Below are 26,346 nucleotides of genomic sequence, written 5' to 3'. Positions count from 1 at the left end.
AAACGCGGCTTTTTCTTGGTCGGGTGCTTCGTTCTGAAAAACTTAGACGTTGAAACGGAAGTGCATCACGTCGCCGTCTTTCACGATGTAGTCCTTGCCTTCCAGACGCCATTTACCGGCTTCTTTGGTGCCGGCTTCGCCCTTGTACTGGATGAAGTCGTCGTAGGCGATGACTTCGGCGCGGATGAAGCCTTTTTCGAAGTCGGTGTGGATCACGCCAGCGGCTTGTGGTGCTGTGGCACCGACGCGGACGGTCCAGGCGCGGACTTCTTCGACACCGGCGGTGAAGTAGGTCTGCAGGTGCAGCATTTCGTAGCCGGCGCGGATCACGCGGTTCAGGCCAGGCTCTTCGAGGCCCAGGGCTTCGAGGAACATGTCTTTCTCTTCGCCATCTTCCAGTTCGGCGATTTCGGCTTCGATCTTGTTGCAGACCGGAACCACCATGGCGCCTTCTTCTTCGGCGATGGCTTTGACGATGTCCAGCAGCGGGTTGTTCTCGAAACCGTCTTCAGCGACGTTGGCGATGTACATGACCGGCTTGGTGGTCAGCAGGTGGAAGCCACGAATCACCGCTTTGTCGTCGGCCCCCATGTTCTTCATCAGGGTACGCGCAGGCTTGCCGAGGGTGAAGTGAGCGATCAATTGCTCCAGCAGACCCTTCTGGACAACGGCATCCTTGTCACCACCCTTGGCGTTGCGGGCGACTTTCTGCAGTTGCTTTTCGCAGCTGTCGAGGTCAGCGAAGATCAGTTCCAGGTCGATGATTTCGATGTCGCGTTTCGGGTCGACGCTGTTGGAGACGTGGATCACGTTCTCGTCTTCGAAGCAGCGGACCACGTGGGCGATGGCATCGGTCTCGCGGATGTTGGCGAGGAATTTGTTGCCCAGGCCTTCACCTTTCGAGGCGCCGGCAACGAGGCCCGCGATGTCGACGAATTCCATGGTGGTCGGCAGGATGCGCTTTGGATTGACGATGGCTGCCAGGGCTTCCAGACGCGAATCCGGCATCGGCACGATACCGGTGTTCGGCTCGATGGTGCAGAAGGGGAAGTTCTCGGCCGCGATCCCGGATTTGGTCAGCGCGTTGAACAGGGTGGACTTGCCGACGTTAGGCAGGCCGACGATGCCGCAATTGAATCCCATGGTGTTTCCCCTCGGATAAGAGTCAGGCCTTCTGGCTGTGCAGGTTTTTCATCGCGCGGTTCCATTCCCCGGCGAGGATATCCGGCAGCACGCCGAGGGCAAAGTCGATGCTGGCATCGAGTTTTTCCTGTTCGGCGCGTGGCGCACGACCCAGGACGAAATTTGAAACCATACTGGCTACGCCCGGGTGGCCAATGCCAAGCCGCAAGCGGTAGAAGGTATTCTGATTGCCCAGTTGCGCGATGATGTCGCGCAACCCGTTGTGACCGCCATGGCCGCCGCCCTGTTTGAGTTTGGCAACGCCCGGAGGCAGGTCGAGTTCGTCATGCGCCACCAGGATTTCTTCGGGCTTGATGCGGAAGAAACCGGCAAGAGCCGCTACGGCCTGGCCGCTGCGGTTCATGTACGTGGTGGGAATCAGCAGACGAACATCCTGACCCTGATGCGAATAGCGCCCGGTCAGGCCGAAATATTTGCGATCCGCCACAAGGTTCACGCCTTGTGCGTTCGCGATGCGCTCAACAAAAAGGGCCCCTGCGTTATGCCGGGTCTGTTCGTATTCAGCGCCTGGATTTCCCAGGCCAACGATCAGTTTGATGGCAGTCACGATAGGGGCCCTTCCTTGGAGTGGTGGATAACATCGCCGCAATCTGGGTGTGCGGCGAAAGTGGACGACAAGTGCTCATTTACCATTATGTAAACTCCGCGTTCTCGCCCGCTTTCTCGCTACGTTCCAGTCCGCGATGTTACCTGGTCACTCCGGCATTACAGAGTAAATTACTCTGCTGCGCCTTCTTCAGTAGCTTCTGGAGCAACACGTGGAGCGTGGACGTTGGCAACAGCCTTGTCATCGCCGTGTGCCAGAGCAACAAACTCAACGCCTTTAGGGGCTTTGAGGTCGGACAGGTGAATGATCGAGCCGATTTCGGCGTTAGCCAGGTCGACTTCGATGAATTCAGGCAGGTCTTTTGGCAGGCAGGTCACTTCGATTTCCGAAACGACGTGCGAAATTTCGCCGCCTTTCTTGGTCGGAGCTTCTTCACCAACAAAGTGTACAGGCACGATAGCGGTCAGTTTCTGGCCAGCTACAACGCGTACGAAGTCAGCGTGCATCACGTGGCCTTTGGCCGGGTGACGTTGCAGAGCTTTGATGATTACGTTTTGCTTGGTGCCGCCAACGTTCAGCTCGATGATGTGGCTGTAAGCCGCTTCGTTTTCGAGCAGTTTGGCAACTTCTTTAGCCAGCATGCTGATGGATTCAGGGGCTTTTTCGCCACCGTAAACTACAGCTGGTACCAGGCTTGCGAGACGACGCAGGCGGCGGCTCGCACCTTTCCCCAGGTCGGAACGCACTTCAGCATTCAGAGTAAAATCGTTCATGTTGTATCTCCAAAATAACCACATTCGCCCCAGCGTTTGCGACCAGCGCTAAAGGCGATATGGGCAAAAAAGCCCCGCCCCGACAGGAATGCCGGGGCGGGGCGCTTTTCGTCAACGAGATGTTCGAGAAGGGCAGGGCCCTTAGCGGAACATCGCGCTGATCGATTCTTCATTGCTGATGCGGCGGACCGCTTCGGCAACAACCGGCGCGATATCCAGTTGACGGATACGCGAGCAGGCTTGAGCAGCAGCGGACAACGGGATGGTGTTGGTCACCACCAGTTCGTCCAGCATGGAATTTTCAATGTTTTCGATCGCCCGACCGGACAGCACAGGGTGTGTGCAGTAGGCGAAAACCTTGGCGGCGCCATGCTCTTTCAGGGCCTTGGCCGCGTGGCACAGTGTGCCGGCGGTATCGACCATGTCATCAACCAGAATACAGGTACGCCCTTCGACATCACCGATGATATGCATCACTTCAGAGTGATTGGCTTTCTCACGGCGTTTGTCGATGATCCCGAGATCCACGCCCAGGGATTTGGCAACAGCACGTGCACGCACGACGCCGCCAATGTCCGGGGACACGATCATCAGGTTTTCGAAGCGCTGATCTTCAATGTCATCCACCAGAACCGGGGAGCCGTAGATGTTATCTACCGGAATATCGAAGAAACCCTGGATCTGGTCAGCATGCAGATCAACCGTGAGAACACGGTCGATGCCGACTACGGTAAGCATGTCAGCCACGACTTTCGCGCTGATAGCCACACGTGCGGAACGCGGACGGCGATCCTGACGGGCATAACCAAAGTAAGGAATAACAGCAGTGATACGAGTAGCCGAGGAGCGGCGGAAGGCATCAGCCATCACTACCAGTTCCATCAGGTTATCGTTGGTCGGAGCGCAAGTCGGCTGAATAATGAAGACATCTTTACCGCGGACGTTTTCATTGATCTCGGCAGTAATTTCGCCGTCGGAGAACTTACCGACAGAAATGTCACCGAGAGGGATATGCAGCTGACGTACGACACGCCGAGCCAGATCGGGGTTAGCGTTCCCCGTAAAGACCATCATCTTGGACACGCGCAGTACCTGAAGGCTGAGGGTAACCTGGATGAGTATTAGAAAATGGCAGGGGCGGCTGGATTCGAACCAACGCATGGCAGGATCAAAACCTGCTGCCTTACCGCTTGGCGACGCCCCTGTATCTGTTGCAACGATTACCCAGTAATCGGTTCCTTTAGAGCAGACTTTGCAGCTTGCGATGCAACATCGAAACGTTGCTTCCTTTTGCTACAAACCCTGTAAGGGTCTCTGTAAGAAGGGCCGAGACTTTATCAGCTTCAGCTTTGCTTGGGAAGCCCCCAAACACACAACTTCCAGTTCCGGTGAGTTTTGCTTCGGTAAATTTACCTAGCAAATTCAATGCGTTACGTACATCTGGATAACGCCTTGCTACCACCGGTAAGCAGTCATTTCGACTGTTTCCCTTGGGAACGGGGCGCACTTTAATGGGAGAAGAGTTACGTGTCAACAACGGATCTGAAAAAATTTCTGCTGTACTTACAGATACTTGCGGCACAAGCACGAGATACCACGGTTCTTCGGGGTCTACAGGGGTGAGTTTCTCCCCCACGCCCTCGGCGAAAGCCGCGTGGCCACGCACGAAAACCGGGACATCGGCCCCCAGCGTCAGGCCCAGTGCGGCCAGTCGATCCTCATTCCAGCCCAGTTGCCAGAGATGATTCAGGCCGAGCAAAGTCGTCGCGGCATTTGAACTGCCGCCACCGATGCCACCGCCCATGGGTAGAATTTTTTCGATCCAGATGTCGATGCCGAGCGAACAACCGGATTGCTCCTGAAGTTTTTTCGCGGCTCGAACAATCAGATTGCTGTCGTGGGGAACGCCGTCGAATTCGGTGTGCAGTTGAATCACGCCGTCGTCACGCACGGCAAAAGTAATTTCATCGCCGTAGTCGAGAAACTGAAAAATCGTCTGCAACTCGTGATAACCGTCTTCGCGGCGGCCGAGGATGTGCAGCATCAGATTGAGTTTGGCCGGGGAGGGCAGCGTCAAGCGTGGGGTCGTCATATTCATTGCCCCAGTTTGCGAGGTTGCCATTCCTTGATCACCAGCGTGACGTCAAGGTCGGCGCCATGCAGTTTGATCCGCTCGGGCAGCCAATAGCCGTTTTGCTCGGCATAACTCAGGTATTCGACCTGCCAGCCATCCTGATCCAGATTGGCCAGGCGGCTGTCGGCATCCAGTGTCAGACGACTTTTGCTGTCCGGCGCCGGGAGCCCGCGGACCCACCAGGCCAGATGCGACACCGGCAGTTTCCAGCCGAGCTGTTCTTCAAGCAGCACTTCCGGCGTCGGCGCTTCATAGCGCCCCTGATTGGCGACTTCCAGCGAGACCTTTCCGGGGTGTCCGGTCAGGCGTGCGGCGCCGCGACCCAGAGGGCCCGAAAGGCGAATGTCGTAATACGACTGGCGCTGCAACCAGAACAGCGTGCCGCTGCCTGAGTCTTTTGGCGCGCGAATACCGATCTTGCCGTTGATCTGCCAGCCGTCGAGGCTGGTCAGTTGTTCTTTGTGGACGCGCCACAGACCGGCGTCGCCCTGACCCTGTACCGATTCGCGGGCGCCGAAGCCCGCGCAACCGGCGAGCAGGGCGATAAAACTGAAAACGATGAAGTGGCGCAAAAACATGATTTTAAAGAGTCTCTGATCCGGTCAGGCGCTTGATGGTGCCGCGCAGGATTGGGCTGTCGGGTTGTGCCTTGAGGAACTTGCCCCAGATTTGCTTGGCTTCCCGTTGTTTGCCATTGGCCCACAGGACTTCACCCAGGTGAGCCGCGACTTCCTGATCGGGGAAGCGATCCAGTGCCTGGCGCAGATATCGCTCGGCTTCATCGAGATTGCCCAGACGGAAATTCACCCAGCCGAGGCTGTCGAGTACCGCCGGGTCTTCCGGGGTGATCTGGTGCGCCTGTTCGATCAGGGCCTTGGCTTCAGCGTAACGCGTCGTGCGGTCGGACAGGGTGTAACCGAGGGCGTTCAGCGCCATCGCGTTGTCCGGGTCGCGCTTTATGATCAGGCGCAGGTCTTTTTCCATCTGTGCCAGGTCATTGCGTTTTTCCGCCTGCATGGCGCGGGTGTACAGCAGATTCAGATCGTCCGGGTATTGCTGCAAGGCTTTGTGCAGAACATTCCAGGCCTTGTCCCCCTGTTTATTGGCGGACAGGGTTTCGGCTTCGATCAGGTACAACTGAATCGCGTAGTCGGGCTGCTCACCGCGCTCGGCCGCCAGGCGGCTTTGCGCTTCGGCGGTCTTGCCGTTGTTCATCAGGATGTCGGCCTGACGCAATTGCGCCGGCAGATAGTCGTTACCCGGGCCGACCTGGGCGTATTCGATCAGTGCACCCTGGGGATCGTTGCGCTCTTCAGCGATGCGCCCGAGATTCAGATGGGCCGAGTCGACATGGCTTTCCCGGGCGATCAGGTCTTCGAGGTAACCCTTGGCCTCGTCCCAAGCCTTGCCTTCCAGGCACACCAGCGCCAGGGAATATCGCAGTTCGTCATCTTCCGGGTACTGCTGAACCAGGCTCGAGAACTCGGCCTTGGCGTCGTCCATGCGGTTTTGTTCAACCAGCATGCGCGCGTAAGTCAGGCGCAGGCGTTTGTCGTCCGGGTACTTCTTGATGCTTTTTTGCAGCAGCGGCAACGCTTCATCGCCGCGATCGAGGGTTTGCAGCAAGCGTGCACGCAGCAGAATCGGGGCGATTTCACCGTCGTCCGGTGGATTGTCTTCCAGCAAGGCCAGCGCGCCTTTGCTGTCGCCGTCCTGTTGCATCAACAAGGCCTTGCCGAAAAGCAGCTGGCTGTTTTGCGGATGGCGCTGCAGCAAACGGTCAAAACTTTTCATCAGGCCGTTGCGGGTTTCCTGATCGGTGTCGGCCGCGGACAAGGCGAGGAAGTCGAAATGCGTGTCGCCCTTGCCTTGCAGGACTTTCTCCATATAAACCATGGAGTCGTCATAGCGCCCGGCTCGCGCCAGTTGCACGGCGGCGGCCCGTTGCGCCTCGAGGTCGTCCGGGGCGTTTTTCGCCCAGATCAGCGCGGTGTCCAGGGCCGCCTGGTCGGCGCCCAGGTACTCGGCGATGCGGAACGCCCGCTCGGAGATGCCCGGATCCTGGGTGTTGATGGCCTGGGTCACGTAGTTGTCCAGGGCAATGTCGAAACGATTGCGCTGGCCAGCCAGTTCGGCGCTCAACAGGCTGAAGACGGTTTCTTCACTGAATGAACTGTAGACCTTGGGCTTTTCAGGGGCCGGAGTGCTGTCTTCGATCGGCGGCGTACCGTCCGGCGAAACGGGCGCCATAGCCTGGCAGCCGCTGAGGAAGACAAAAGCGAGGAGCAACGCGGAAGATCTATTCATATAGGAAGAGGACGACTAACCTGCGGTCGGATCATCATGACACAAGCCTTCGGCCAAACATAACCGGCCGGCCATTTTCCGCGCGCACCGGCTCTGTATAGGAGCGAAGCTTGCTCGCGATGGACGTGAACGATAACGCGTGCTGCCTGAATAAACGCATTACCCTCACGTTTTTCGCGAGCAAGCTCGCTCCTACAGAAAGCCTTTATAAGCGCAAGCTACCAGGACAATAGTCAGCGGTAGTTGTTCTGGCTCTGTCGAAGTAGGACAATTGCCGGCTTCACGTCACCATCAGCGACCTTGAATGGCCTTCCTTGCACTCGGTATCAACCACAAGACTGCTTCAGTAGACGTCCGCGAGCGCGTGGCCTTTACCCCAGAGCAGCTGGTGGAGGCTTTGCAGCAGCTCTGCCGACTCACCGACAGCCGCGAAGCTGCGATTCTCTCCACCTGCAATCGCAGTGAACTCTATATAGAGCAGGATCACCTTTCGGCTGACATCGTGCTGCGCTGGCTGGCCGATTATCACCATTTGAGCCTCGACGAGCTGCGCGCGTGCGCTTATGTGCACGAAGATGATGCGGCAGTTCGTCACATGATGCGGGTCGCCTCCGGGCTCGATTCGCTGGTGTTGGGCGAACCGCAGATTCTCGGCCAGATGAAATCGTGCTACGCCGTGGCCCGCGAGGCTGGCACCATCGGTCCGCTGCTCGGGCGTCTGTTTCAGGCGACGTTCAACGCGGCCAAGCAAGTGCGCACTGACACCGCCATCGGCGAGAACCCGGTGTCCGTGGCATTTGCTGCGGTCAGCCTGGCGAAACAGATTTTCAGCGACCTGCAACGCAGCCAGGCCTTGCTGATCGGCGCCGGCGAGACCATCACCCTGGTCGCCCGTCATCTGCACGAGCTGGGTGTAAAGCGCATCGTCGTCGCCAACCGCACCCTGGAGCGCGCGAGCACTCTGGCCGAGCAGTTTGGCGCCCATGCCGTTTTGCTCTCGGACATTCCGGCCGAACTGGTGCGCAGTGACATCGTCATCAGTTCCACCGCCAGCCAGTTGCCGATCCTCGGTAAAGGCGCGGTGGAAAGTGCACTGAAGCTGCGCAAGCACAAGCCGATCTTCATGGTGGACATCGCCGTACCGCGCGATATCGAGCCTGAAGTCGGCGAGTTGGACGACGTTTACCTTTATAGCGTCGACGATCTCCACGAAGTGGTCGCCGAAAACCTCAAGAGCCGTCAGGGCGCTGCGCAAGCGGCGGAAGAGATGGTTTCGGTGGGCGCCGAAGATTTCATGATCCGCCTGCGCGAACTGGCGGCGGTGGATGTGCTCAAGGCCTATCGTCAACAAAGCGAGCGCCTGCGTGACGAAGAATTGCAGAAGGCCCAACGGATGCTGGCCAACGGCAGCAGTGCCGAAGACGTGCTGGTGCAATTGGCGCGTGGTTTGACCAATAAACTCTTGCACGCACCCAGCGTGCAATTGAAAAAGCTCTCTGCCGAAGGTCGCCTCGATGCACTGGCCATGGCCCAGGAGCTCTTTGCCCTCGGAGAGGGCTCATCGGATAGCTTTTCGGATAAAAAACCGCAATGAAAGCGTCACTGCTCAACAAGCTGGACATCCTCCAGGACCGTTTCGAAGAATTGACCGCCTTGCTTGGCGACGGCGAGGTCATTTCCGATCAGACCAAATTCCGCGCCTACTCCAAGGAATACGCGGAAGTCGAGCCGATCGTCGACACCTATAAACAGTTGCTCAAAGTGCAAAGCGACCTCGAAGGCGCTCAGGCCCTGCTCAAGGACAGCGACCCGGACATGCGCGAAATGGCCGTGGAAGAAGTTCGCGAAGCCAAAGAGCAACTGATCGAGATCGAAGCCAGCCTGCAACGCCTGCTGCTGCCCAAGGACCCGAACGACGGGCGCAACGTGTTCCTCGAAATTCGCGCCGGCACCGGCGGTGACGAGGCGGCGATTTTCTCCGGCGACCTGTTCCGCATGTATTCGCGTTACGCCGAGCGTCGCGGCTGGCGGGTGGAAATCCTTTCGGAGAACATCGGCGAACACGGTGGCTATAAAGAAGTCATCGCGCGGGTTGAAGGCGACAACGTCTACGGCAAGCTGAAATTCGAATCCGGCGCGCACCGCGTGCAGCGGGTTCCGGCCACTGAATCCCAGGGGCGCATCCACACCTCGGCCTGCACCGTGGCAGTGTTGCCCGAGCCGGACGAGCAGGAAGCGATCGAGATCAACCCGGCGGATTTGCGGGTCGATACCTATCGCTCCTCCGGTGCCGGTGGTCAGCACGTCAACAAGACCGACTCGGCGATCCGCATCACGCACTTGCCGTCCGGTATCGTCGTCGAGTGCCAGGAGGAACGTTCCCAGCACAAGAACCGCGCCCGGGCGATGTCCTGGCTGTCGGCCAAGCTCAACGATCAGCAGACCAGCGCCGCCGCCAATGCCATCGCCAGCGAGCGTAAATTGCTGGTGGGTTCGGGGGATCGTTCGGAGCGCATTCGCACCTACAACTTTGCCCAGGGCCGGGTCACCGATCACCGGGTCAACCTGACGCTGTATTCCCTCGATGAAATCCTCGCAGGCGGTGTCGATGCGGTGATCGAGCCATTGCTGGCTGAATATCAAGCTGACCAACTGGCGGCCATCGAATGACGATCATTGCCAGTCTGTTGCGCGCCGCTGATTTGCCCGACTCGCCGACGGCGCGTCTGGACGCCGAATTACTGCTGGCCGCGGCGTTGGGCAAGTCCCGCAGTTTTCTGCACACCTGGCCGGAGCGCATCGTTCCGAGCGACGCCGCGCTGAAGTTTGCCGACTACCTGCAACGCCGTCGTGGCGGTGAGCCGGTGGCGTACATTCTCGGCCTGCAAGGTTTCTGGAAACTCGATCTGGAAGTCGCGCCGCACACGCTGATCCCGCGTCCGGACACCGAATTGCTGGTGGAGGCCGCGCTGGAACTGTTGCCGGCCACGCCTGCCAAAGTCCTCGATCTCGGCACCGGCAGTGGCGCCATCGCCTTGGCTCTGGCCAGTGAACGTCCGGCGTGGACCGTCACTGCCGTGGATCGCGTGCTCGAAGCCGTGGCCCTGGCCGAACGCAATCGTCAGCGTCTGCACCTGAACAATGCCACCGTGCTGAGTAGCCACTGGTTCAGCGCGCTGGAAGGTCAGCGTTTTCAGCTGATCATCAGCAATCCGCCTTACATCGCATCGGCCGATCCGCATCTTGTGGAAGGCGATGTGCGTTTCGAACCGGCGAGCGCTTTGGTCGCCGGTATCGACGGGCTCGACGACTTGCGTCTGATCGTCGCCCAGGCGCCGGATTACCTTGAAGCGGGCGGCTGGCTGATGCTCGAACACGGTTACGATCAAGCCGGGGCCGTGCGCGATTTGCTGCTGATTCGCGGCTTTGAAGAGGTTCACAGCCGCACCGATCTGGGCGGCCATCAACGGATCAGCCTGGGGCGCCTGCCGTGCTGAATGATCAGGAATTGTTGCGCTACAGTCGGCAGATTCTGTTGCAGCACGTCGACATCGACGGTCAGTTGCGACTGAAAGAAAGCCGCGTGTTGATTGTCGGTCTTGGCGGTCTCGGTTCACCGGTTGCGCTGTATCTCGCCGCCGCCGGCGTCGGTGAGTTGCATCTGGCGGACTTCGACACCGTCGACCTGACCAACCTGCAACGCCAGATCGTTCACGACACTGACAGCGTTGGCCTGACCAAGGTCGATTCGGCGATTCGCCGACTGAGCGCGATCAACCCCGAGATCAAACTGATCGCCCATCGCGCGGCACTGGACGAAGATTCCCTGGCCGCTGCGGTGGCTGCGGTGGATCTGGTCCTCGACTGCTCCGACAATTTTTCCACCCGCGAAGCGGTCAACGCCGCGTGCGTGGCCGGCGGCAAGCCACTGGTCAGCGGCGCGGCGATTCGTCTCGAAGGGCAATTGTCGGTGTTCGACCCGCGACGTCCGGAAAGTCCGTGCTACCACTGTTTATATGGGCACGGCAGCGAAGCTGAATTGACGTGCAGTGAAGCCGGCGTCGTCGGTCCATTGGTTGGGCTGGTCGGCAGCCTCCAGGCGCTGGAGGCGATGAAACTGCTGGTGGGTTTCGGCGAGCCGCTAGTGGGACGGTTGTTGTTGATCGATGCCCTGGGTTCGCGCTTCCGTGAGTTGCGGGTCAAGCGTGATCCGGGCTGCAGCGTCTGTGGGCCGAAACATGCGTGAAGCGCCGATTGGCGTGTTCGACTCCGGTGTCGGTGGGCTGTCGGTGCTGGCCGAGATCCAGCGAACGTTGCCCAACGAAACGCTGCTGTACGTCGCCGATTGCGGAAATATTCCCTACGGCGAGAAAACCCCGGAATTCATTCGTCATCGTTGCAGCGTGATGGCCGGTTTTTTTCAGCAGCAGGGCGCCAAGGCCCTGGTGCTGGCCTGCAACACGGCGACGGTCGCCGGCGTTGCCGACTTGCGTCGCGACTATCCCGAGTGGCCCATCGTCGGCATGGAGCCTGCGGTCAAGCCGGCTGCAGCCGCGACCCGCAGCGGGGTGGTCGGTGTGCTCGCCACCACCGGCACCTTGCAGAGTGCCAAATTCGCCGCGCTACTCGACCGCTTCGCCACCGATGTGCAGGTGATCACTCAACCGTGCCCTGGCCTGGTGGAGCTGATTGAAAACGGCGATCTGCACAGTCCGACTCTGCGTCAGTTGCTCGCCAGGTATGTCGAACCGTTGCTCGGCGCCGGGTGCGACACGATAATTCTAGGCTGCACGCATTATCCCTTCCTAAAGCCGTTGCTTAAGCAGATGATCCCGGATGACATCAGTTTGATTGACACCGGCGCCGCTGTAGCGCGGCAACTTCAGCGCCTGTTGGCCGAGCGTGAATTGCTCGCCGAGGGGCCTGCACGTGCTGCGCAATTCTGGACGAGTGCCGATCCGGAGCATTTCAGAAATATCTTGCCGATCCTGTGGAATACCGCTGGCGTTGTGCAAAGCTTCAAGGGGTAAGTACAAACGAATAATTGGGGTGAACTTCTGATCAAGCGTCGACTTCTATAGCGGTGAGCAACAACAAAAACCATACGAAATCGTTCGAAAAGGATGTTTCTATGAAGCGACTATTCTGCTTGGCCGCGATTGCGGCCGCACTGCTGGGGCAAAGTTTTACCGCACAGGCGGCAGGCGTGGAGTTCGCGGTCGGCGAGACCAGCGAGTCGACCATGACCTATCGACTGGGCATGCAATTCGATTGGGACAAGAGCTGGTTGCAGAGTGATGTCGGTCGTTTGACTGGTTACTGGAGCGGTGCCTACACCTATTGGGAAGGCGACAAGACCTCCAGCAACCACAGCCTGTCGTTCTCGCCGGTGTTTGTTTACGAGTTTGCCGGGCAGACCGTCAAACCCTACCTGGAGTTGGGAGTTGGCGTAGCGTTGTTTGCCAATACCGAAGTCGAAAACAACAACCTCGGCAATGCCTTTCAGTTCGAAGACCGGTTCGGCTTTGGTCTGCGCTTTGCCGGCGGGCATGAAGTCGGGGTTCGCGCGACGCACTATTCCAATGCCGGGATCAGCAGCCCTAACGATGGTGTAGAGAGTTACGCGCTGCACTACACGATGCCGTTGTAAGGACACTGCAAAACAATGTGGGAGCGGCGGTGCGGCGGTCCGACTTGCTCGCGAAAGCGGTTTAACATTCAACATTGATGTTGATTGAAAGTCCGCTTTCGCGAGCAAGCCCGCTCCCACCCTGGATTTTCGGTGATCTGATTCTCAGCGATACGCCGTGGTAATCCCCTGGCGTTCATCGATGCACTCCGGTGCACCCATCTCGAATTCCCGGCAGATCAGCGGGCGTTTCTCGTAGATCGTGCACATCATGCTGTTGCGATCCAGCGCGGCGCACCAGCCGTCGTCCAGACGCAGCATGACTTCCCCGCCCCAATCATCGGTATCGATAAAACGTTCGGGCACACCGGTGTCGGTGATCAGCATGACTTCGAGCTGGCAGCAGCAGGCTGCGCAGGTCGAGCAGGTGACCGCCGGTTCGGCGATTTGCGTGTGGGGAATGGTCTTCATGTCGCGCAGTGTAAGTCAGTCGGTCGGCGCTGTGTGAAAGGCCTGACGGACGCTCAGCGGTGAGTGTCGGAGGCCGCCAGCCGCTGGACCATGAAATGTAGCGTGGGAAACAGCAGTGCCCAGAGTAGTCCGATGCCAATCAGCGTCGGCAATTGCCCGTAGGGAAATTGCACTCCGGCCAGTTGTCCTCCAGCGTAATAGGACAAGGGGCCACCCACGGCGCCTAGCAAGCTACCGAGCCACCAGGGCTTTGCGGTCCATTGCAGGCAATGTCGCAACGTCGTTGCCAGAAGCGCCCACAACAGCATCAGCCACAGGGGAATCAGTGGCGCGACATCGTTGAACTCGAACACACCCAGCCAGCGCAATGAACTGTCGACGGTCGTGCCCAGCAGTACAACGCTGAGGATCAGTCGTCCCTCGTCCGCCCAACGACTTATCCACAGCAGATGAATCGCCAAAGCGCTCAGTGCCACCAACAACCACCGACTGTTGCCGCCGATCACGCAGGCAAACCAGCCGAGTTGGAACAACACTGCATTGACCAGTCGCTCAAGCATCGAAACGGCCGAGCAGAGGCGCGGTGATCGCCGCAGGTTTGGCCAGCAGCAACTGCGCAGTGCCGATGGTGCGCTCCAGGAAGCCGCCTTCGCAGTAGCACAAGTAAAATTCCCACAGCCGCAAGAAATAATCGTCGTAGCCCAATTCACTCAAACGACCGTGGGCGCGGCGAAAGTTCTCATGCCAGAGGCGCAAGGTTCGCGCGTAGTGCAGGCCGAAATCCTCCATGTGCAGCAGGTTCATGTCGGTATCGCGGCTGATGATTTCCAGCATCTTTTGCACACAGGGCAGGGCGCCACCGGGGAAGATGTAGCGCTGGATGAAATCGACATTGGTCTTGGCCTGTTCATAGCGCTGTTCGCGAATAGTGATGGCCTGCAACAGCATCAAGCCGTTGCTCTTGAGCAGGTGCGCACACTGCTTGAAGTAAGTCGGCAGAAAGCGGTGGCCAACGGCTTCGATCATTTCGATCGACACCAGTTTGTCGTACTCCCCGGTGAGGTCGCGGTAATCCTTGAGCAACAGCGTGACCTGATGTTGCAGACCGAGGGCTTCGATCCGTTGCGCGGTAAAAGCGTACTGCTCCTTGGAGAGCGTGGTGGTGGTGACTTTGCAGCCATAATTCTGCGCGGCGTACAGTGCCATGCTGCCCCAGCCGGTGCCGATTTCCAGCAGGTGATCGCTCGGTTTCAGGTCGAGCTTCTGGCAGATTCGCGTCAGTTTGTTCAACTGCGCCTGCTCCAGGCTGTCTTCGGGGCTCAAAAATTGTGCGGCCGAATACATCATCGTCGGGTCGAGAAACTGCTCGAACAGATCATTGCCCAGGTCGTAGTGGGCCGCGATGTTTTTCTGTGATCCCTTGCGCGTGTTGCGGTTGAGCCAATGCAGCCCTTGAACGAACGGCCGGCCGAGTTTCGCCAGGCCACCTTCCAGCGCATCCAGCACCTCGAGATTGCTGACGAACACCCGGACAACCGCGGTCAGATCCGGAGAACTCCAGTAACCATGGATGAAGGCTTCACCCGCGCCGATTGAACCGTTACTCGCAACCATTCCCCAGGCTGCGGTGTCGAGAATTTGGATTTCTGCCAGAAGATGGCCGCCAGCGGCGCCAAAGACATGCCGCTCGCCGTCTTCGACGATCACCAATTGCCCGTGCTTGAGGTGCGCCATTTGCCGCAACACGCCTCGGCGCAGCAGCAATCCGGTCAGGCCGTTGGTGCTGAGCCGATTGGCTTTGGCCGATACACTAGAGGATTTCATGGCGGCGATCCTTGGGCTGAACGGTGGCGGTTTGAACGCTGCCATCGGCAGCCTGATGAGCAAAAATGGGTACGCGTTTGAGCAGCAGACGCAGGGCTTGCCAATAAATCGCCAGGCAGGTTTTCGCCGTCATCCACGGAAAGCGCCGCAAGTAACGGTGCAGGCTGGCGCGATCCAGGGCTTCGCGTTTCAGGTTGAGCGTGGCGTCGAACAGTTTCAGTTCGCCCTGCCAGTCAGCCATGTGCACGCCGAGCTTTTTCGCGACGGGACTGAAACTCATTCGGTGTTCGAGATCACGCGGCAGAAACGGTGACACGTGAAAGGCCTTGGCCACGGCAAAATGTTGATGGAAATCGCGCAGATCCTCCGGCGTCCTGGCCGGCAACACGTAGTGATAACGCTCGCGCCACGGGGTGTTGGTCACTTCGGCGAGAATCGCCGCCAGTTGCCCGTCGGCTTCGTAGCAGTAGAAAAAACTCACCGGATTAAACGCTAGCCCCCAGCTGCGAGGCTGGGTCAGCAGGCAGATCGAGCCTTGCGGTGCATGGCCAATGGCTTGGCGGATCTGCTCGCGCACGGCGTCTTTCAGGCGCATGCCGTTGCCGGTGAAGGTTTTGAGGTAATCGCTTTCGCGGAACGAAAAGGGCGAAAAACGATGGGCCCCCGACAGTGGTGATAACCCGAGTACGGCGTCCTGTTCGTCGAGATCGAGGTACAGCAGACCGATCCGATAACGGAATTCATGGTGCCTTGGGGCGAACCGCCGATGGGCGATCCAGCCACTGTAGAGGGCGCTGTTCACAGCACTTCCCCGAACGAGCGGGCAACACGCAGCGCGCTCACCACGCCATCTTCATGGAAACCGTTGGCCCAATACGCGCCGCAATAAAAGGTGTGCTGCGCGCCGTTCAATTCTTCCCAGCGTTCTTGCGCAGCCACTGCCGCCAGGCTGTATTGCGGATGGGCGTAAGTGAAGCGACCGAGCACCATGGACGGGCTGATGCCGGCGCTCTGGTTGAGGCTGACACAGAACGTGGTGTCGCTCTGGATGCCTTGCAGAATGTTCATGTCGTAGGTGACCGCAGCCAGCGTATGGCCTGCACCGCCCAGACGGTAATTCCAGCTGGCCCGGGCGAGTGGTCGCGAAGGCAGCAGGCGCGTGTCGGTGTGCAGCACCACTTCGTTGTCGGCATAGGGCAGGGCGCCGAGGATCGATTGTTCGGTGGCGCTCGGCTCGGCCAGCAGCTTCAGGGCCTGATCGCTGTGGCAGGCGAACACCACTTTGTCGAAGCGCTCGTTGCCGACGGCGCTATGGATAACTACGCCATCCCCATCGCGATCGACCCGTGTCACCGGGCAGTCAAGGCGGATTTTCTCTCTAAAGGTCGCCGTCAGCGGCGTGATGTAAGCACTTGAGCCACCCTCGACCACGCACCATTGCGGGCGATTGTTGACAGACAGCAAACCGTGGTTCTTGAAAAACCGGACGAAAAACTCCAGCGGAAAGTTCAGCATCTGCGCCATGGACATCGACCAGATCGCCGCGCCCATCGGCACGATGTAATGCAGGATGAACCGCTCGCCGTAACCGCCGGCCTGCAGGTATTCATCCAGCGTGGTGTCGGCCGCGATTTGGCCCTCAGCCAGGTCCCGCTGGGCTTGTTTGTTGAAGCGCAAAATGTCCCGCAGCATGCCCCAGAACCCGGGCGATAGCAGGTTGCGGCGCTGGGCAAACAGGCTGTTGAGGTTGTTGCCGTTGTACTCGAGACCGCTGTCCGGGTCGGTGACGGAGAAACTCATTTGCGTCGGTTTGAAACCCACGCCAATCTGACCCAGCAGGCGAATGAAGTTCGGGTATGTCCAGTCGTTGAACACGATGAAACCGGTGTCCACGGCGTAGCGCCGACCATCCACACTCACGTCCACCGTGTGGGTATGGCCACCGATCCTGTCGCCGGCCTCAAACAGGGTGATTTCGTGGATGCGATTCAGCAGGTAAGCGCTGGTCAGCCCCGAGATCCCGCTGCCGATGATGGCGATGTTCACGGCACGTCCTTGATCGGCGGACTGCTGCGCACCATGCGTTTGCCGATGGCGAGTTTCACGCGGTTGGGCATTTTCGACAGCGGCCAGAGCGCGGCCATGAACAGCGCCGGAAAGGCGATCTCCAGAGGACGGTTCTTCAGTTTGGCGAAAATGTGCCGTGCGGCTTTGCCCACTGGCCAACTCAGCGGCATCGGGAAATCGTTTTTTGCTGTCAGCGGTGTCTCGACAAACCCCGGACTGACCACGGTGATTTCGATCCCTTCGGGCGCCAGGTCAATGCGCAACGATTCGAACAGATATCGCAGCCCGGCTTTCGACGCACCATAGGCTTCGGCCCGAGGCAGCGGGATGTACGTCACCGAACTGGCGACTCCCACCAGATGCGGTGCGGTGCCTTTGCGTAACAGGGGCAGGGCCGCTTCGATGCAATAACTGCTGGCCAGCAGATTGGTGCGCACGACGTGCTCAATGATCGACGCATCGAATTGCTGGGCGTCGACGTATTCGCAGGTGCCGGCATTGAGAATCACCGTATCCAGCGAGCCCCAGTCTTCAGCAATCTGCTCGCCGATTTCGCGCACGGTCTGGCTGTTGGTCAGGTCGCCGGCGACCACCAGTACTTGCCCGGGATAGCGTTGCGACAAGACTTTCAGCGGCGTAACCGAGCGCGCACTGACGGCCAGGTGAGCGCCGGTTTTCAGGATTTCTTCGGCCAGCGCGGCGCCAATGCCGCTGCTGGCGCCGGTCAACCAGAATCGTCGTGGAGGTGTAAGGCTCATCCCATTCTCCTTTTCAGCCAGGCAATCGCGCGACCCAATACGGGTAAGTGTTCGTAAAGCAAGGCCCCGGCATCGAAGTAATCCCGGTGGCGATAAACCTTGTCACGCCAGCGCAGGTGCGAGCAGCCGTCGACCCGAATCAAACGGCCTTTGGCCAGGCGTGGATGGCGGTAACTCATGACCCAGCGCAGGTAACCTTCGCCTTCAGCAACCTGGTCGAAGCCGTGAAAATCGAAACGCAGTTCGCTGACGTTGGCGTAGAGCTCGCCGAAGTAGCAGCGTAAATGGCTGATGCCCTTCAGGTCGTGCAGCGGATCGGTGAAGTACACGTCGTCGGTATACAGCTCATTCAGGCGCTGAAGATTGTCTTTGTTCAGCTCGGCAAACTGCCGGGCGAAGTGCCGCAGGAAATCACTCATAGCCGCCTCCGGCATTTTGTCGCGATGCCAGATTCTTGAACGCGGCCAACGCGCGCGCGCGACTCGTACTTAGATTGACGATTGGCGACGGATAACCTGCCACCCCGAACAAGCCGCCAAGGTTCGCCGGGTTGTGCACGTCCTTTTTATTCAGCAGGGCCAGCTCTGGCAGCCAGTGCTTGATGAACAGGCCTTCGCTATCGAATTTTTCCGATTGGCTCAGCGGGTTGAAAATGCGGAAGTAGGGCGCCGAATCGGTGCCGGTAGACGAACTCCACTGCCAGCCGCCGTTGTTCGCCGCGAGGTCGCCGTCAATCAGGTGCCGCATGAAAAACCGTTCGCCTTCGCGCCAGTCGATCAGCAGGTTCTTGGTCAGGAACATCGCCACCACCATGCGCAGGCGGTTGTGCATCCAGCCGGTTTCGAGCAGTTGGCGCATGGCCGCGTCGATGATCGGTAAACCCGTGCGCGCTTCTTGCCACGCCAGCAGTTCCTGCGGAGCGTCGCGCCAGGCCAGCGCTTCGGTTTCCGGGCGAAAGGCGCGGTGGCGCGAGACGCGCGGATAACCCACCAGAATGTGTTTGTAGAACTCGCGCCACAGTAATTCGTTGATCCAGGTGACGGCGCCGACCTTGCCGCTTTCGAACTCGCCCTGATTGCTTTGCAGCGCGGCGTGCAAGCACTGGCGCGGGGAAATGACGCCGGCAGCGAGGTAGGCCGAGAGCTGGCTGGTGCCAGGTTTGGCCGGGAAGTCGCGCTCGTTTTTGTAGTAGTCGATCTGGGTGTCGGCGAAGGTGTTGAGGCGGCGTCGGGCCTCGGCTTCGCCGGCGGGCCAGAGAGCGCGCAAGGTTTCGCTGGGCGCTTCGAAACCCTCGACGCTGGAAGGGATTTCATCGCTATCGAAGTTCAGCCGCGATTGAGCCATTGGCGCGTTCACCAGACTCGGCAATGAGCTGTACAGACGGTCGTAGCAGACCTTGCGGAACTGGCTGAAGACCTGGAAGTAAGTACCGGTTTTGGTCAGCACGGTGCCAGGTTTGAACAGCAACTGGTCAAGGTAGCTGTGGAAGGTGATGCCGTTACTGTTCAGCAGGTCGGCCGCCGCCGCGTCACGACGACTTTCGTGAATGCCGTATTCCTCGTTGACGTGCACCGCGTCGATGTTCAATTGCTGGCAAAGATCGAGCAGCAATGTCGGTGCTTGATCCCAGCGAGAGGCGGTGCGGATCAGCAGGGGAATGTTCAGTTCGCCCAGCGCTTGGCTCAATGCGCTCAAGTTGCGCAGCCAGAAATCGACTTTGCACGGCGCGTCGTCATGCGCCTGCCATTGCTCCGGGCTCAGCAGATACACCGCCACGCTCGGGCCACGGGCTGCGGCGGCCGATAGGGCTGTATTGTCATGTAGGCGCAAGTCGCTGCGCAGCCAGATCAATTGCATGTTTTTGTCCGCACCCATCATTAAACAAGCCCGCGCTGAACCAGATCCTGGTGAGCCGATAACGGGTCTTCAGCCAGGAACAGATCAGCGATTTCTGAAGTTCTTGCGGACAACTCGCCGTGGTGAATGCACACCGTTGGTCCGGCGATCATTTTTGGGCAACTGACGCCATTCAAAAGTTTCGGCAGCTGCGACAGATTCATGGCTTTGCTGGAATACAGTAATACGCCACGGGCTTGCAGGTGATCGACAGCCAGCGCAAGTTCGCCCGCCGGCAGTGGCCAATCGAATACTTCCACCGGGCAATCGGCGCTGCTGATCAGCCACGCGGTGAGCCACAGATGCGGTTCCAGTGGCAGGTCCGATTGATTGATCAACAGCAGCGGCGCGGTGCGCAACTGACGGTTGTTATGGTAGATGCGCGCGCCGAATTTGCTGCGTAACCAGGAGTAAAAAAATACGCGCTCCATCTGCGCACCAAACTGGCCTTGCCAGTGTTGTTCCAGTTCGGCCAGCAACGGCATCAGCAAGTGTTCGCACAAGGTCCGCGGCGGATACAAGGCCATCGCCTGGTTGACCGTGTCATCAAGGGTGCGTTCGTTCAGATTCATGACCGCTTGCAGCAATGTAGTGCACAGAATCTGCCAGTCGTTTTCGACCGGTCCGGTAAAGGCCTGGGGCGTGTCGAGCAGTTGTTTGACCTGGCTGACGGCCACGCCGCGATTGAGCCAGGTGAGGATCGTCAAAATGCGTTGCACGTGTTCGGCGCTGAACAGCCGATGCCCTTTAGGTGTGCGTTGCGGCACGATCAGGCCATAGCGCCGTTCCCAGGCACGCAAGGTGACGGCGTTGACGCCGGTCTGCCGTGCCACTTCGCGAATCGGCAGCCAGCCCTCGTCGAGGGCTTTTTTGAAGTCGGTGCCGGAGTCTTCGCTGGCACTGGTGTCGATCAGGGTTTTCATTAGATCGCGTTTCGCAGGCTGAGGTTTTCCGGGTGCGGTTGCAGGTAGACCTGTTGCGCAATGTACGGATCCGGGTGTTGGCGAAAGTAGTGCTTGAGCAGCGTCAACGGCACCACCAGCGGCACGATGCCGTGCCGGTACTGGCCAATCACGTGCTGCACTTCCTGTTTGTCTTCAGCGCTGATGACTTGTTTGAGGTAACCACTGAGGTGTTGCAGAACGTTGGTGTGGGTGCGGCGCGTGGCGCATTTTTTCAAGGCCGCCATCAGTTCGCTGAAATAGCGTGGGCCGAGTTCATCGGGATCGGTCTGGCCCATGTTGCCCAACAGATTGCCCAGGGCTTTGTATTGCACCGGGTGGTGGGCCATCAGCAGGTATTTGTAGCGCGAGTGAAATTCGGTGAGTCCTCGACGGGTCAAGCCTTTGCGTAGCAACTGCTGCCAGGCGCTGAAGGCGAACACGCGGGTGAGGAAATTTTCCCGCAGCACCGGGTCGCTGAGCCGACCGTCTTCTTCCACCGGCAGATCCGGGTGCCGGGCACAGAAAGCCCGGGCAAAGATGCCGCGGCCACCGCCGTCCACGGGGGCGCCGTTGGCGTGGTAGACCTTGACTCGATCCAGGCCGCACGACGGTGATTTCTGCATGAAGATGTAGCCGCAGATGTCGCTCAGCTCGACGGCCATTTTTTCGCCGTAGTCGGTCAGCGGCCGGGTCACATTGAGCTCGGGGTCAACGGTGCCGACGGCTTGGGGATGTCCAACATCGCCAATCAGCCGGATGGGTTGTCGAGGGATGCCGAGACCGATCGCGACCTCCGGACATACCGGGACGAAATCGAAATATTCAGTGAGGGTGCGGCTGCACAGCCGCGATTCCTTGTGACCGCCGTTGAAGCGCACCTCGGCGCCCATCAGGCAGGCGCTGATGGCGATTTTCGGTTTCGCGCTGGCAGGGAGCATCGGAGCACCTCGAATCTGAACCTGTACAGAATGTTAATTCTGTACAACATAACTTCATCATAGATTCAAAGGTGTACAAGTCAAATTGTTTGTATAGGTTTTGTTGGGGGTACGATTTCATGGTGGGAGCGGGCTTGCTCGCGAAGGCATTGTGTCAGTCGACAATGATGTAGCTGACACACCGCCTTCGCGAGCAAGCCCGCTCCCACAGGGTCAATTTCTAGCGTGAGTGCCGGGAGTTGTTGTCTTTGAAAATATTGTTCGTGGTTTTGCGGGTGGGCTGCTGTCCATTTCGACAGCAGCAATTTGCTCGGATTGATGCGGTTCACTGCAGATGTTCGTGCAAGCGGCGGGCGGCTTCCTGGCCGCTGAGCCATGCACCTTCGACGCGGCCGGACAGGCACCAGTCGCCACACGCGTAAAGGCCCAGATCGGCATCGGCCAGGGTGCCCCATTCGTGACTGCTGGCGGGGCGGGCGTAGAGCCAGCGGTGGGCGAGGCTGAACGTGGGTGCCGGCATCGCGCTGTGGAGCAGTTCGGCGAACGCGCCATGCAGTTGCTCGATCACGGCCTCCTTGGGCAGGTCGATATGTTGCCGGCTCCAGGCACTCGTGGCGTGCAGCACCCACGTGTCCAGCGTGTTGTCACGCCCCGGTTTGCTGCGGTTGCGGGCCAGCCAGTCGAGCGGGCTGTCCTGCACGAAGCAGCCTTCCATGGGGGTATCCAGCGGTGTATCGAAGGCCAGTGCGACCGCCCACGTCGGGTCCATTTTTACCCCGGCGGCGGCACCGGCGAGCTTCGGCGCGGAGGCCAGCAATGCGGTCGCCTGTGGCGCCGGCGTGGCGACGATGACATGACTGAACGGGCCATGGGTGAACCCCTCGGCGTCCTGCAGATGCCAGTGCTCTTCACCCCGATAGACCTCGGTGATGCGGCAGGCGAAATGCACTTCAGAATCGCCAAGCAGGCCACGGGTAATGGCGCTCATGCGCGGCGTGCCGACCCAGCGCGTCTGCTCGTCCGGCGACAGATTGAGCTGGCCACCGTGAAAGGTGTAGAGCTGCGGCGTCCACTCGGCGACCCAGCCCTTGGCTTGCCAGCGCTGGACTTCCGTGACGAAGCGGCGATCGCGGGCAGTGAAATATTGCGCGCCCATGTCCAGAGCACCCGCGTCGCTGCGCTTGCTCGACATGCGTCCGCCACTGCCGCGGCTTTTATCGAAAAGCTGAACGACATGCCCGGTGTCCGCAAGGGCTTGGGCGGCTGAGAGACCGGCGATGCCGGTGCCGATGATTGCGATAGGTACAGTCATAGGGGCCTCGTTTACCTTTCTGTACAGACTACGCCGTGGTTGAAACCTGTACAATATTGTTTTTTGGTATAACTTTTATCGTTCTCCTTCTGACGGCTTGGCCTATTGTTAACAACAGAGCCTGCCCGATATCAAAGATCCCTGCTTATAAAAATAGACTAGTGATCAGGGTAAAACGCCACGCGAGGAAGAAGTCATGCACATATTGCTGACCGGCGGTACTGGTTTGATAGGACGTCAACTCTGCCGACACTGGTTGAGCCAGGGACATCGCTTGACAGTATTGAGTCGGACGCCTGAAAAAGTCGCAAAAATCTGTGGTGCAGAGGTTCGCGGCATCGTGCGGTTGGAAGACCTCGGACAAGAACCGGTGGACGCGATCATCAACCTGGCGGGTGCACCGATTGCCGACCGGCCATGGACGTCCCGGCGCAAAGCTTTGCTCTGGAGCAGTCGCATCACCCTGACCGAAACCCTGCTGGCCTGGCTCGAAACCCGCGAACAGAAACCGCAGGTGTTGATCTCTGGCTCCGCTATCGGCTGGTACGGCGATGGTGGCGAGCGGGAATTGACTGAAGAGTCTCCACCCGTCATCGACGATTTCGCCAGTCAGTTGTGCATTGCCTGGGAGGAAACCGCGCAGCGCGCCGAGGCCTTGGGCATTCGAGTGATCCTGATTCGCACGGGGTTGGTGTTGTCCGCCGAGGGCGGCTTTTTGTCGCGGCTGCTGTTGCCGTTCAAACTGGGGCTGGGCGGGCCTCTTGGCGATGGTCGGCAGTGGATGCCGTGGATCCATATCAACGATCAAATTGCTGTGATTGATTTTCTTCTGCATCAGAAAGACGTCAGCGGTCCTTATAATGCCTGCGCGCCCAAACCGGTGCGCAATCGTGAGTTTGCCACGACGCTGGGCAGCGTACTGCATCGCCCGGCATTCATGCCCATGCCGGCCCTGGTATTGAAGGTGTGTCTGGGCGAGTTGTCGTTGCTGTTGCTGGGCGGCCAGAAGGCCGTACCGGCGCGCTTGCTGAAAGCGGGTTTCACATTCCAGTTCACAGATTTGCGCGCGGCCCTGGACGACCTGTCCAGCCGCCTTTGAAATAGGACGTTGCATGACCGATCACGCGTTGCTTCTGGTCAACCTGGGTTCACCTGCCTCCACCTCGGTGGCGGATGTGCGCAGCTACCTCAATCAATTTCTGATGGACCCGTACGTGATCGACCTGCCATGGCCGGTGCGGCGTTTGCTGGTCTCGCTGATCCTGATCAAACGCCCGGAGCAATCGGCCCACGCCTACGCCTCGATCTGGTGGGAAGAGGGCTCTCCGCTGGTGGTGCTCAGCCGTCGCTTGCAACAGGCCATGACCACACAGTGGACCCACGGGCCGGTAGAGCTGGCAATGCGTTACGGCGAGCCGTCGATTGAATCGAAACTGGTGCAGCTCGCTGCTCAGGGCCACAAGAAGATTACCCTCGCGCCGCTTTATCCACAGTTCGCTGACAGCACCGTGACCACGGTGATCGAGGAAGCCAGGCGGGTTGTGCGGGACAAAAGGCTCGATGTGCAGTTGTCGATTCTCCACCCGTTCTACGATCAGCCGGAGTACCTCGACGCTTTGGTGGCCAGTGCCAAGCCCTATCTGGAGCAGGATCATGATCACCTGCTGCTGAGCTTCCACGGTTTGCCGGAGCGGCACCTGACCAAAATCGATCCGACGGGGCATCATTGTTTCAAAAGCGAAAATTGCTGCCAAAACGCCTCACAGGAAGTATTGGCGACGTGCTACCGCGCCCAATGCCTGCGCACGGCGTCCGAGTTTGCCAAACGCATGGGCTTGCAGGATGGCAAGTGGTCGGTGTCGTTTCAGTCGCGATTGGGCCGGGCAAAATGGATCGAGCCCTACACCGAAGCGCGCCTCGATGAGCTGGCGGGAATGGGCGTGAAGAAGGTGCTGGTGATGTGCCCGGCGTTCGTTGCCGATTGCATCGAGACGCTTGAGGAGATCGGTGATCGTGGGAAGGAACTGTTCCGCGAAGCGGGGGGAGAGGAATTGGTGCTGGTGCCGTGTCTCAACGATGATCCGCAGTGGGCGCGGGCGTTGAGCATCTTGTGCGAGCGAGCGCCGTTGGCGCTCTAAAAGCTTCGCGAGCAAGCCCACTCCCACATTGGATATTCGGTGTGCACAGATTTTGTGTTCGACACCGATCAAATGTGGGAGCGGGCTTGCTCGCGAAAGCTATTTAACTAGCGACATAGGTCTCAAGCCGTTACAACAGCGGCTCATTCGCCTTCTTGTGCTTCCAGCTGTCATTCCCCGGCAGCAACAGGTTCAGCGCAATCGCCACCACCGCGCACAGCGCGATGCCTTTGAGGCCAAAGTCGTCCGGACCGGTGCCGGTGCCGACCAGCACACCGCCAATCCCGAACACCAGCGTCACCGACACAATCACCAGATTGCGCGCTTCGCCCAGGTCGATCTTGTGGCGAATCAGCGTGTTCATCCCCACCGCCGCAATCGAACCGAACAACAGGCACAGAATCCCGCCCATCACCGGCACCGGAATGCTTTGCAGCAGCGCGCCGAATTTGCCGATGAACGCCAGGCTGATGGCGAAGATCGCCGCCCAGGTCATGATTTTCGGGTTGTAGTTTTTGGTCAGCATCACCGCGCCCGTCACTTCGGCGTACGTGGTGTTGGGCGGACCGCCGAACAGACCGGCTGCGGTGGTGGCAATGCCATCGCCGAGCAGGGTGCGGTGCAGGCCGGGCTTTTTCAGGTAATCGCGACCGGTCACGCTACCGACGGCGATTACGCCGCCGATGTGTTCGATGGCTGGAGCCAGGGCTACCGGAACGATGAACAGAATCGCCTGCCAGTTGAATTCCGGCGCGGTGAAGTTCGGGATCGCGAACCACGGTGCAGCGGCAATCTTCGCCGTATCAACCACGCCGAAATAGAACGCCATTCCAAAGCCCACCAGCACGCCGGAGATGATCGGCACCAGGCGGAAAATGCCTTTGCCGAACACCGCGACGATCAGGGTGGTCAGCAGCGCTGGCATCGAGATCAGCATGGCTGTCTGGTAATGGATCAGTTCAGTACCGTCGCCGGCCTTGCCCATCGCCATGTTGGCGGCGATCGGCGCCATGGCCAGGCCGATCGAAATGATCACCGGACCAATCACCACCGGTGGCAGCAAACGGTCGATGAACCCGGTGCCTTTGATCTTCACGGCCAGGCCGAGGAAGGTGTAGACGAAACCGGCCGCCATCACACCGCCCATGGTCGCCGCGAGGCCGAACTGGCCTTTGGCGAGAATGATCGGGGTGATGAAGGCGAAGCTCGACGCCAGGAACACCGGCACCTGACGCCCGGTGACGATCTGGAACAGAATCGTTCCCAAACCTGCGGTAAACAGTGCCACGTTCGGGTCGAGGCCAGTAATCAGCGGCATCAGCACCAGCGCGCCGAACGCCACGAACAGCATCTGTGCGCCGGACAGCACTGTGCGCCAGAGCGGATCGTTAAACTCTTGTTGCAT

General features: G+C 59.3%; 27 protein-coding genes, 1 tRNA gene and 1 pseudogene. 8 read left to right on the top strand and 21 right to left on the bottom strand.

The window, feature by feature from the left end; all coding sequences use genetic code 11:
• Positions 1-42 precede the first annotated feature (42 nt).
• The 8 genes from ychF to ACA073_RS21920 form a co-directional block, all read right to left on the bottom strand.
• Positions 43-1,143, bottom strand: coding sequence for a redox-regulated ATPase YchF (ychF, locus tag ACA073_RS21955; RefSeq protein ID WP_497399440.1), 1,101 nt, complete (start codon positions 1,141-1,143; stop codon positions 43-45).
• A 22-nt stretch (positions 1,144-1,165) separates the two neighbouring features.
• Positions 1,166-1,750: an aminoacyl-tRNA hydrolase gene (pth, locus tag ACA073_RS21950; protein WP_008037207.1), complete on the bottom strand. Its 585-nt coding sequence runs from the start codon at positions 1,748-1,750 to the stop codon at positions 1,166-1,168.
• Positions 1,751-1,920: 170 nt separating this feature from the next.
• Positions 1,921-2,523, bottom strand: coding sequence for a 50S ribosomal protein L25/general stress protein Ctc (locus ACA073_RS21945; RefSeq protein ID WP_274074158.1), 603 nt, complete (start codon positions 2,521-2,523; stop codon positions 1,921-1,923).
• Between the two features lie 141 nt (positions 2,524-2,664).
• Positions 2,665-3,606: a ribose-phosphate pyrophosphokinase gene (locus ACA073_RS21940; protein WP_003208392.1), complete on the bottom strand. Its 942-nt coding sequence runs from the start codon at positions 3,604-3,606 to the stop codon at positions 2,665-2,667.
• A gap of 46 nt (positions 3,607-3,652) precedes the next feature.
• Positions 3,653-3,727 (bottom strand) — tRNA-Gln (locus ACA073_RS21935).
• Positions 3,728-3,763: 36 nt separating this feature from the next.
• Positions 3,764-4,615 (bottom strand): 4-(cytidine 5'-diphospho)-2-C-methyl-D-erythritol kinase, encoded by an 852-nt coding sequence (gene ispE, locus ACA073_RS21930; protein WP_497404184.1) that lies wholly within the window; start codon positions 4,613-4,615, stop codon positions 3,764-3,766.
• Between the two features lie 2 nt (positions 4,616-4,617).
• A complete protein-coding gene (lolB, locus tag ACA073_RS21925; protein WP_497399437.1) occupies positions 4,618-5,235 on the bottom strand; it encodes a lipoprotein insertase outer membrane protein LolB in 618 nt (205 codons plus the stop codon).
• A gap of 4 nt (positions 5,236-5,239) precedes the next feature.
• Positions 5,240-6,964 carry a tetratricopeptide repeat protein gene (locus ACA073_RS21920; protein ID WP_497399435.1) on the bottom strand — a complete coding sequence of 575 codons (1,725 nt, stop codon included), beginning with the start codon at positions 6,962-6,964 and terminating at the stop codon, positions 5,240-5,242.
• A 304-nt stretch (positions 6,965-7,268) separates the two neighbouring features.
• Between ACA073_RS21920 and hemA the strand changes: the two genes are divergently transcribed.
• The 6 genes from hemA (at position 7,269) to ACA073_RS21890 (ending at position 12,614) form a co-directional block, all read left to right on the top strand.
• Entirely contained in the window at positions 7,269-8,558 is a 1,290-nt protein-coding gene (gene hemA / locus ACA073_RS21915) for a glutamyl-tRNA reductase (protein ID WP_497399433.1), read from the top strand.
• Positions 8,555-9,634, top strand: a complete 1,080-nt coding sequence (prfA, locus tag ACA073_RS21910) for a peptide chain release factor 1 (protein WP_461953257.1) — start codon at positions 8,555-8,557, stop codon at positions 9,632-9,634. The genes hemA and prfA overlap by 4 nt, the downstream gene beginning before the upstream one ends.
• Positions 9,631-10,461, top strand: coding sequence for a peptide chain release factor N(5)-glutamine methyltransferase (gene prmC / locus ACA073_RS21905; protein WP_497399431.1), 831 nt, complete (start codon positions 9,631-9,633; stop codon positions 10,459-10,461). Before prfA ends, prmC begins: the two co-directional genes overlap by 4 nt.
• The gene (locus tag ACA073_RS21900) at positions 10,455-11,210 is read left to right on the top strand and encodes a molybdopterin-synthase adenylyltransferase MoeB (protein ID WP_497399429.1); all 756 of its coding nucleotides are present in this window, start codon (positions 10,455-10,457) and stop codon (positions 11,208-11,210) included. Before prmC ends, ACA073_RS21900 begins: the two co-directional genes overlap by 7 nt.
• Complete coding sequence (gene murI / locus ACA073_RS21895; RefSeq protein WP_497399427.1) at positions 11,203-11,994, top strand: glutamate racemase; 792 nt, start codon at positions 11,203-11,205, stop codon at positions 11,992-11,994. The genes ACA073_RS21900 and murI overlap by 8 nt, the downstream gene beginning before the upstream one ends.
• 101 nt (positions 11,995-12,095) lie before the next feature.
• Positions 12,096-12,614: an acyloxyacyl hydrolase gene (locus ACA073_RS21890; protein WP_497399425.1), complete on the top strand. Its 519-nt coding sequence runs from the start codon at positions 12,096-12,098 to the stop codon at positions 12,612-12,614.
• Between the two features lie 144 nt (positions 12,615-12,758).
• Here ACA073_RS21890 and ACA073_RS21885 read toward each other — a convergent pair whose 3' ends face one another.
• The 12 genes and pseudogenes from ACA073_RS21885 to ACA073_RS21830 form a co-directional block, all read right to left on the bottom strand.
• The gene (locus ACA073_RS21885) at positions 12,759-13,064 is read right to left on the bottom strand and encodes a YkgJ family cysteine cluster protein (RefSeq protein WP_084320418.1); all 306 of its coding nucleotides are present in this window, start codon (positions 13,062-13,064) and stop codon (positions 12,759-12,761) included.
• Between the two features lie 53 nt (positions 13,065-13,117).
• The gene (locus tag ACA073_RS21880; RefSeq protein ID WP_497399423.1) at positions 13,118-13,624 is read right to left on the bottom strand and encodes a DUF2878 domain-containing protein; all 507 of its coding nucleotides are present in this window, start codon (positions 13,622-13,624) and stop codon (positions 13,118-13,120) included.
• Complete coding sequence (locus tag ACA073_RS21875) at positions 13,617-14,888, bottom strand: class I SAM-dependent methyltransferase (protein WP_497399421.1); 1,272 nt, start codon at positions 14,886-14,888, stop codon at positions 13,617-13,619. Before ACA073_RS21875 ends, ACA073_RS21880 begins: the two co-directional genes overlap by 8 nt.
• Entirely contained in the window at positions 14,875-15,690 is an 816-nt protein-coding gene (locus tag ACA073_RS21870) for a DUF1365 domain-containing protein (protein WP_497399419.1), read from the bottom strand. The genes ACA073_RS21875 and ACA073_RS21870 overlap by 14 nt, the downstream gene beginning before the upstream one ends.
• On the bottom strand, positions 15,687-16,934 hold the full coding sequence (locus ACA073_RS21865; protein ID WP_497399417.1) for an NAD(P)/FAD-dependent oxidoreductase: 1,248 nt from the start codon (positions 16,932-16,934) through the stop codon (positions 15,687-15,689). Before ACA073_RS21865 ends, ACA073_RS21870 begins: the two co-directional genes overlap by 4 nt.
• Positions 16,931-17,713 carry an SDR family NAD(P)-dependent oxidoreductase gene (locus ACA073_RS21860; protein WP_497399415.1) on the bottom strand — a complete coding sequence of 261 codons (783 nt, stop codon included), beginning with the start codon at positions 17,711-17,713 and terminating at the stop codon, positions 16,931-16,933. Before ACA073_RS21860 ends, ACA073_RS21865 begins: the two co-directional genes overlap by 4 nt.
• Positions 17,710-18,132 (bottom strand): nuclear transport factor 2 family protein, encoded by a 423-nt coding sequence (locus tag ACA073_RS21855; RefSeq protein WP_497399413.1) that lies wholly within the window; start codon positions 18,130-18,132, stop codon positions 17,710-17,712. The genes ACA073_RS21860 and ACA073_RS21855 overlap by 4 nt, the downstream gene beginning before the upstream one ends.
• Complete coding sequence (phrB, locus tag ACA073_RS21850; protein WP_497399411.1) at positions 18,125-19,570, bottom strand: deoxyribodipyrimidine photo-lyase; 1,446 nt, start codon at positions 19,568-19,570, stop codon at positions 18,125-18,127. The genes ACA073_RS21855 and phrB overlap by 8 nt, the downstream gene beginning before the upstream one ends.
• 20 nt (positions 19,571-19,590) lie before the next feature.
• Complete coding sequence (locus ACA073_RS21845) at positions 19,591-20,532, bottom strand: MerR family transcriptional regulator (protein WP_497399409.1); 942 nt, start codon at positions 20,530-20,532, stop codon at positions 19,591-19,593.
• Positions 20,532-21,491, bottom strand: a complete 960-nt coding sequence (locus tag ACA073_RS21840) for a YbgA family protein (protein WP_497399407.1) — start codon at positions 21,489-21,491, stop codon at positions 20,532-20,534. Before ACA073_RS21840 ends, ACA073_RS21845 begins: the two co-directional genes overlap by 1 nt.
• A gap of 251 nt (positions 21,492-21,742) precedes the next feature.
• A pseudogene (locus ACA073_RS21835) lies at positions 21,743-21,820 on the bottom strand (TIGR02450 family Trp-rich protein); the annotation flags it as partial.
• A complete protein-coding gene (locus ACA073_RS21830; RefSeq protein ID WP_497399405.1) occupies positions 21,817-22,803 on the bottom strand; it encodes an NAD(P)/FAD-dependent oxidoreductase in 987 nt (328 codons plus the stop codon). The gene ACA073_RS21830 and the pseudogene ACA073_RS21835, both read right to left, overlap by 4 nt.
• 196 nt (positions 22,804-22,999) lie before the next feature.
• Here ACA073_RS21830 and ACA073_RS21825 point away from each other — a divergent pair, with 196 nt between their 5' ends.
• Together ACA073_RS21825 and hemH are read left to right on the top strand one after the other, a co-directional pair.
• Positions 23,000-23,902, top strand: a complete 903-nt coding sequence (locus tag ACA073_RS21825) for a TIGR01777 family oxidoreductase (protein WP_497399404.1) — start codon at positions 23,000-23,002, stop codon at positions 23,900-23,902.
• Between the two features lie 13 nt (positions 23,903-23,915).
• The gene (hemH, locus tag ACA073_RS21820) at positions 23,916-24,941 is read left to right on the top strand and encodes a ferrochelatase (protein WP_497399403.1); all 1,026 of its coding nucleotides are present in this window, start codon (positions 23,916-23,918) and stop codon (positions 24,939-24,941) included.
• Positions 24,942-25,071: 130 nt separating this feature from the next.
• On the opposite strand, the gene ACA073_RS21815 is transcribed toward hemH, so the two are convergent.
• On the bottom strand, positions 25,072-26,346 hold the full coding sequence (locus tag ACA073_RS21815; RefSeq protein ID WP_497399401.1) for a uracil-xanthine permease family protein: 1,275 nt from the start codon (positions 26,344-26,346) through the stop codon (positions 25,072-25,074).

It is taken from the genome of Pseudomonas sp. LBUM1670 (assembly GCF_059695695.1).
The sequence above is the reverse complement of the archived record's forward strand: the minus strand, read 5'-3'. Positions and strand labels throughout refer to the sequence as shown.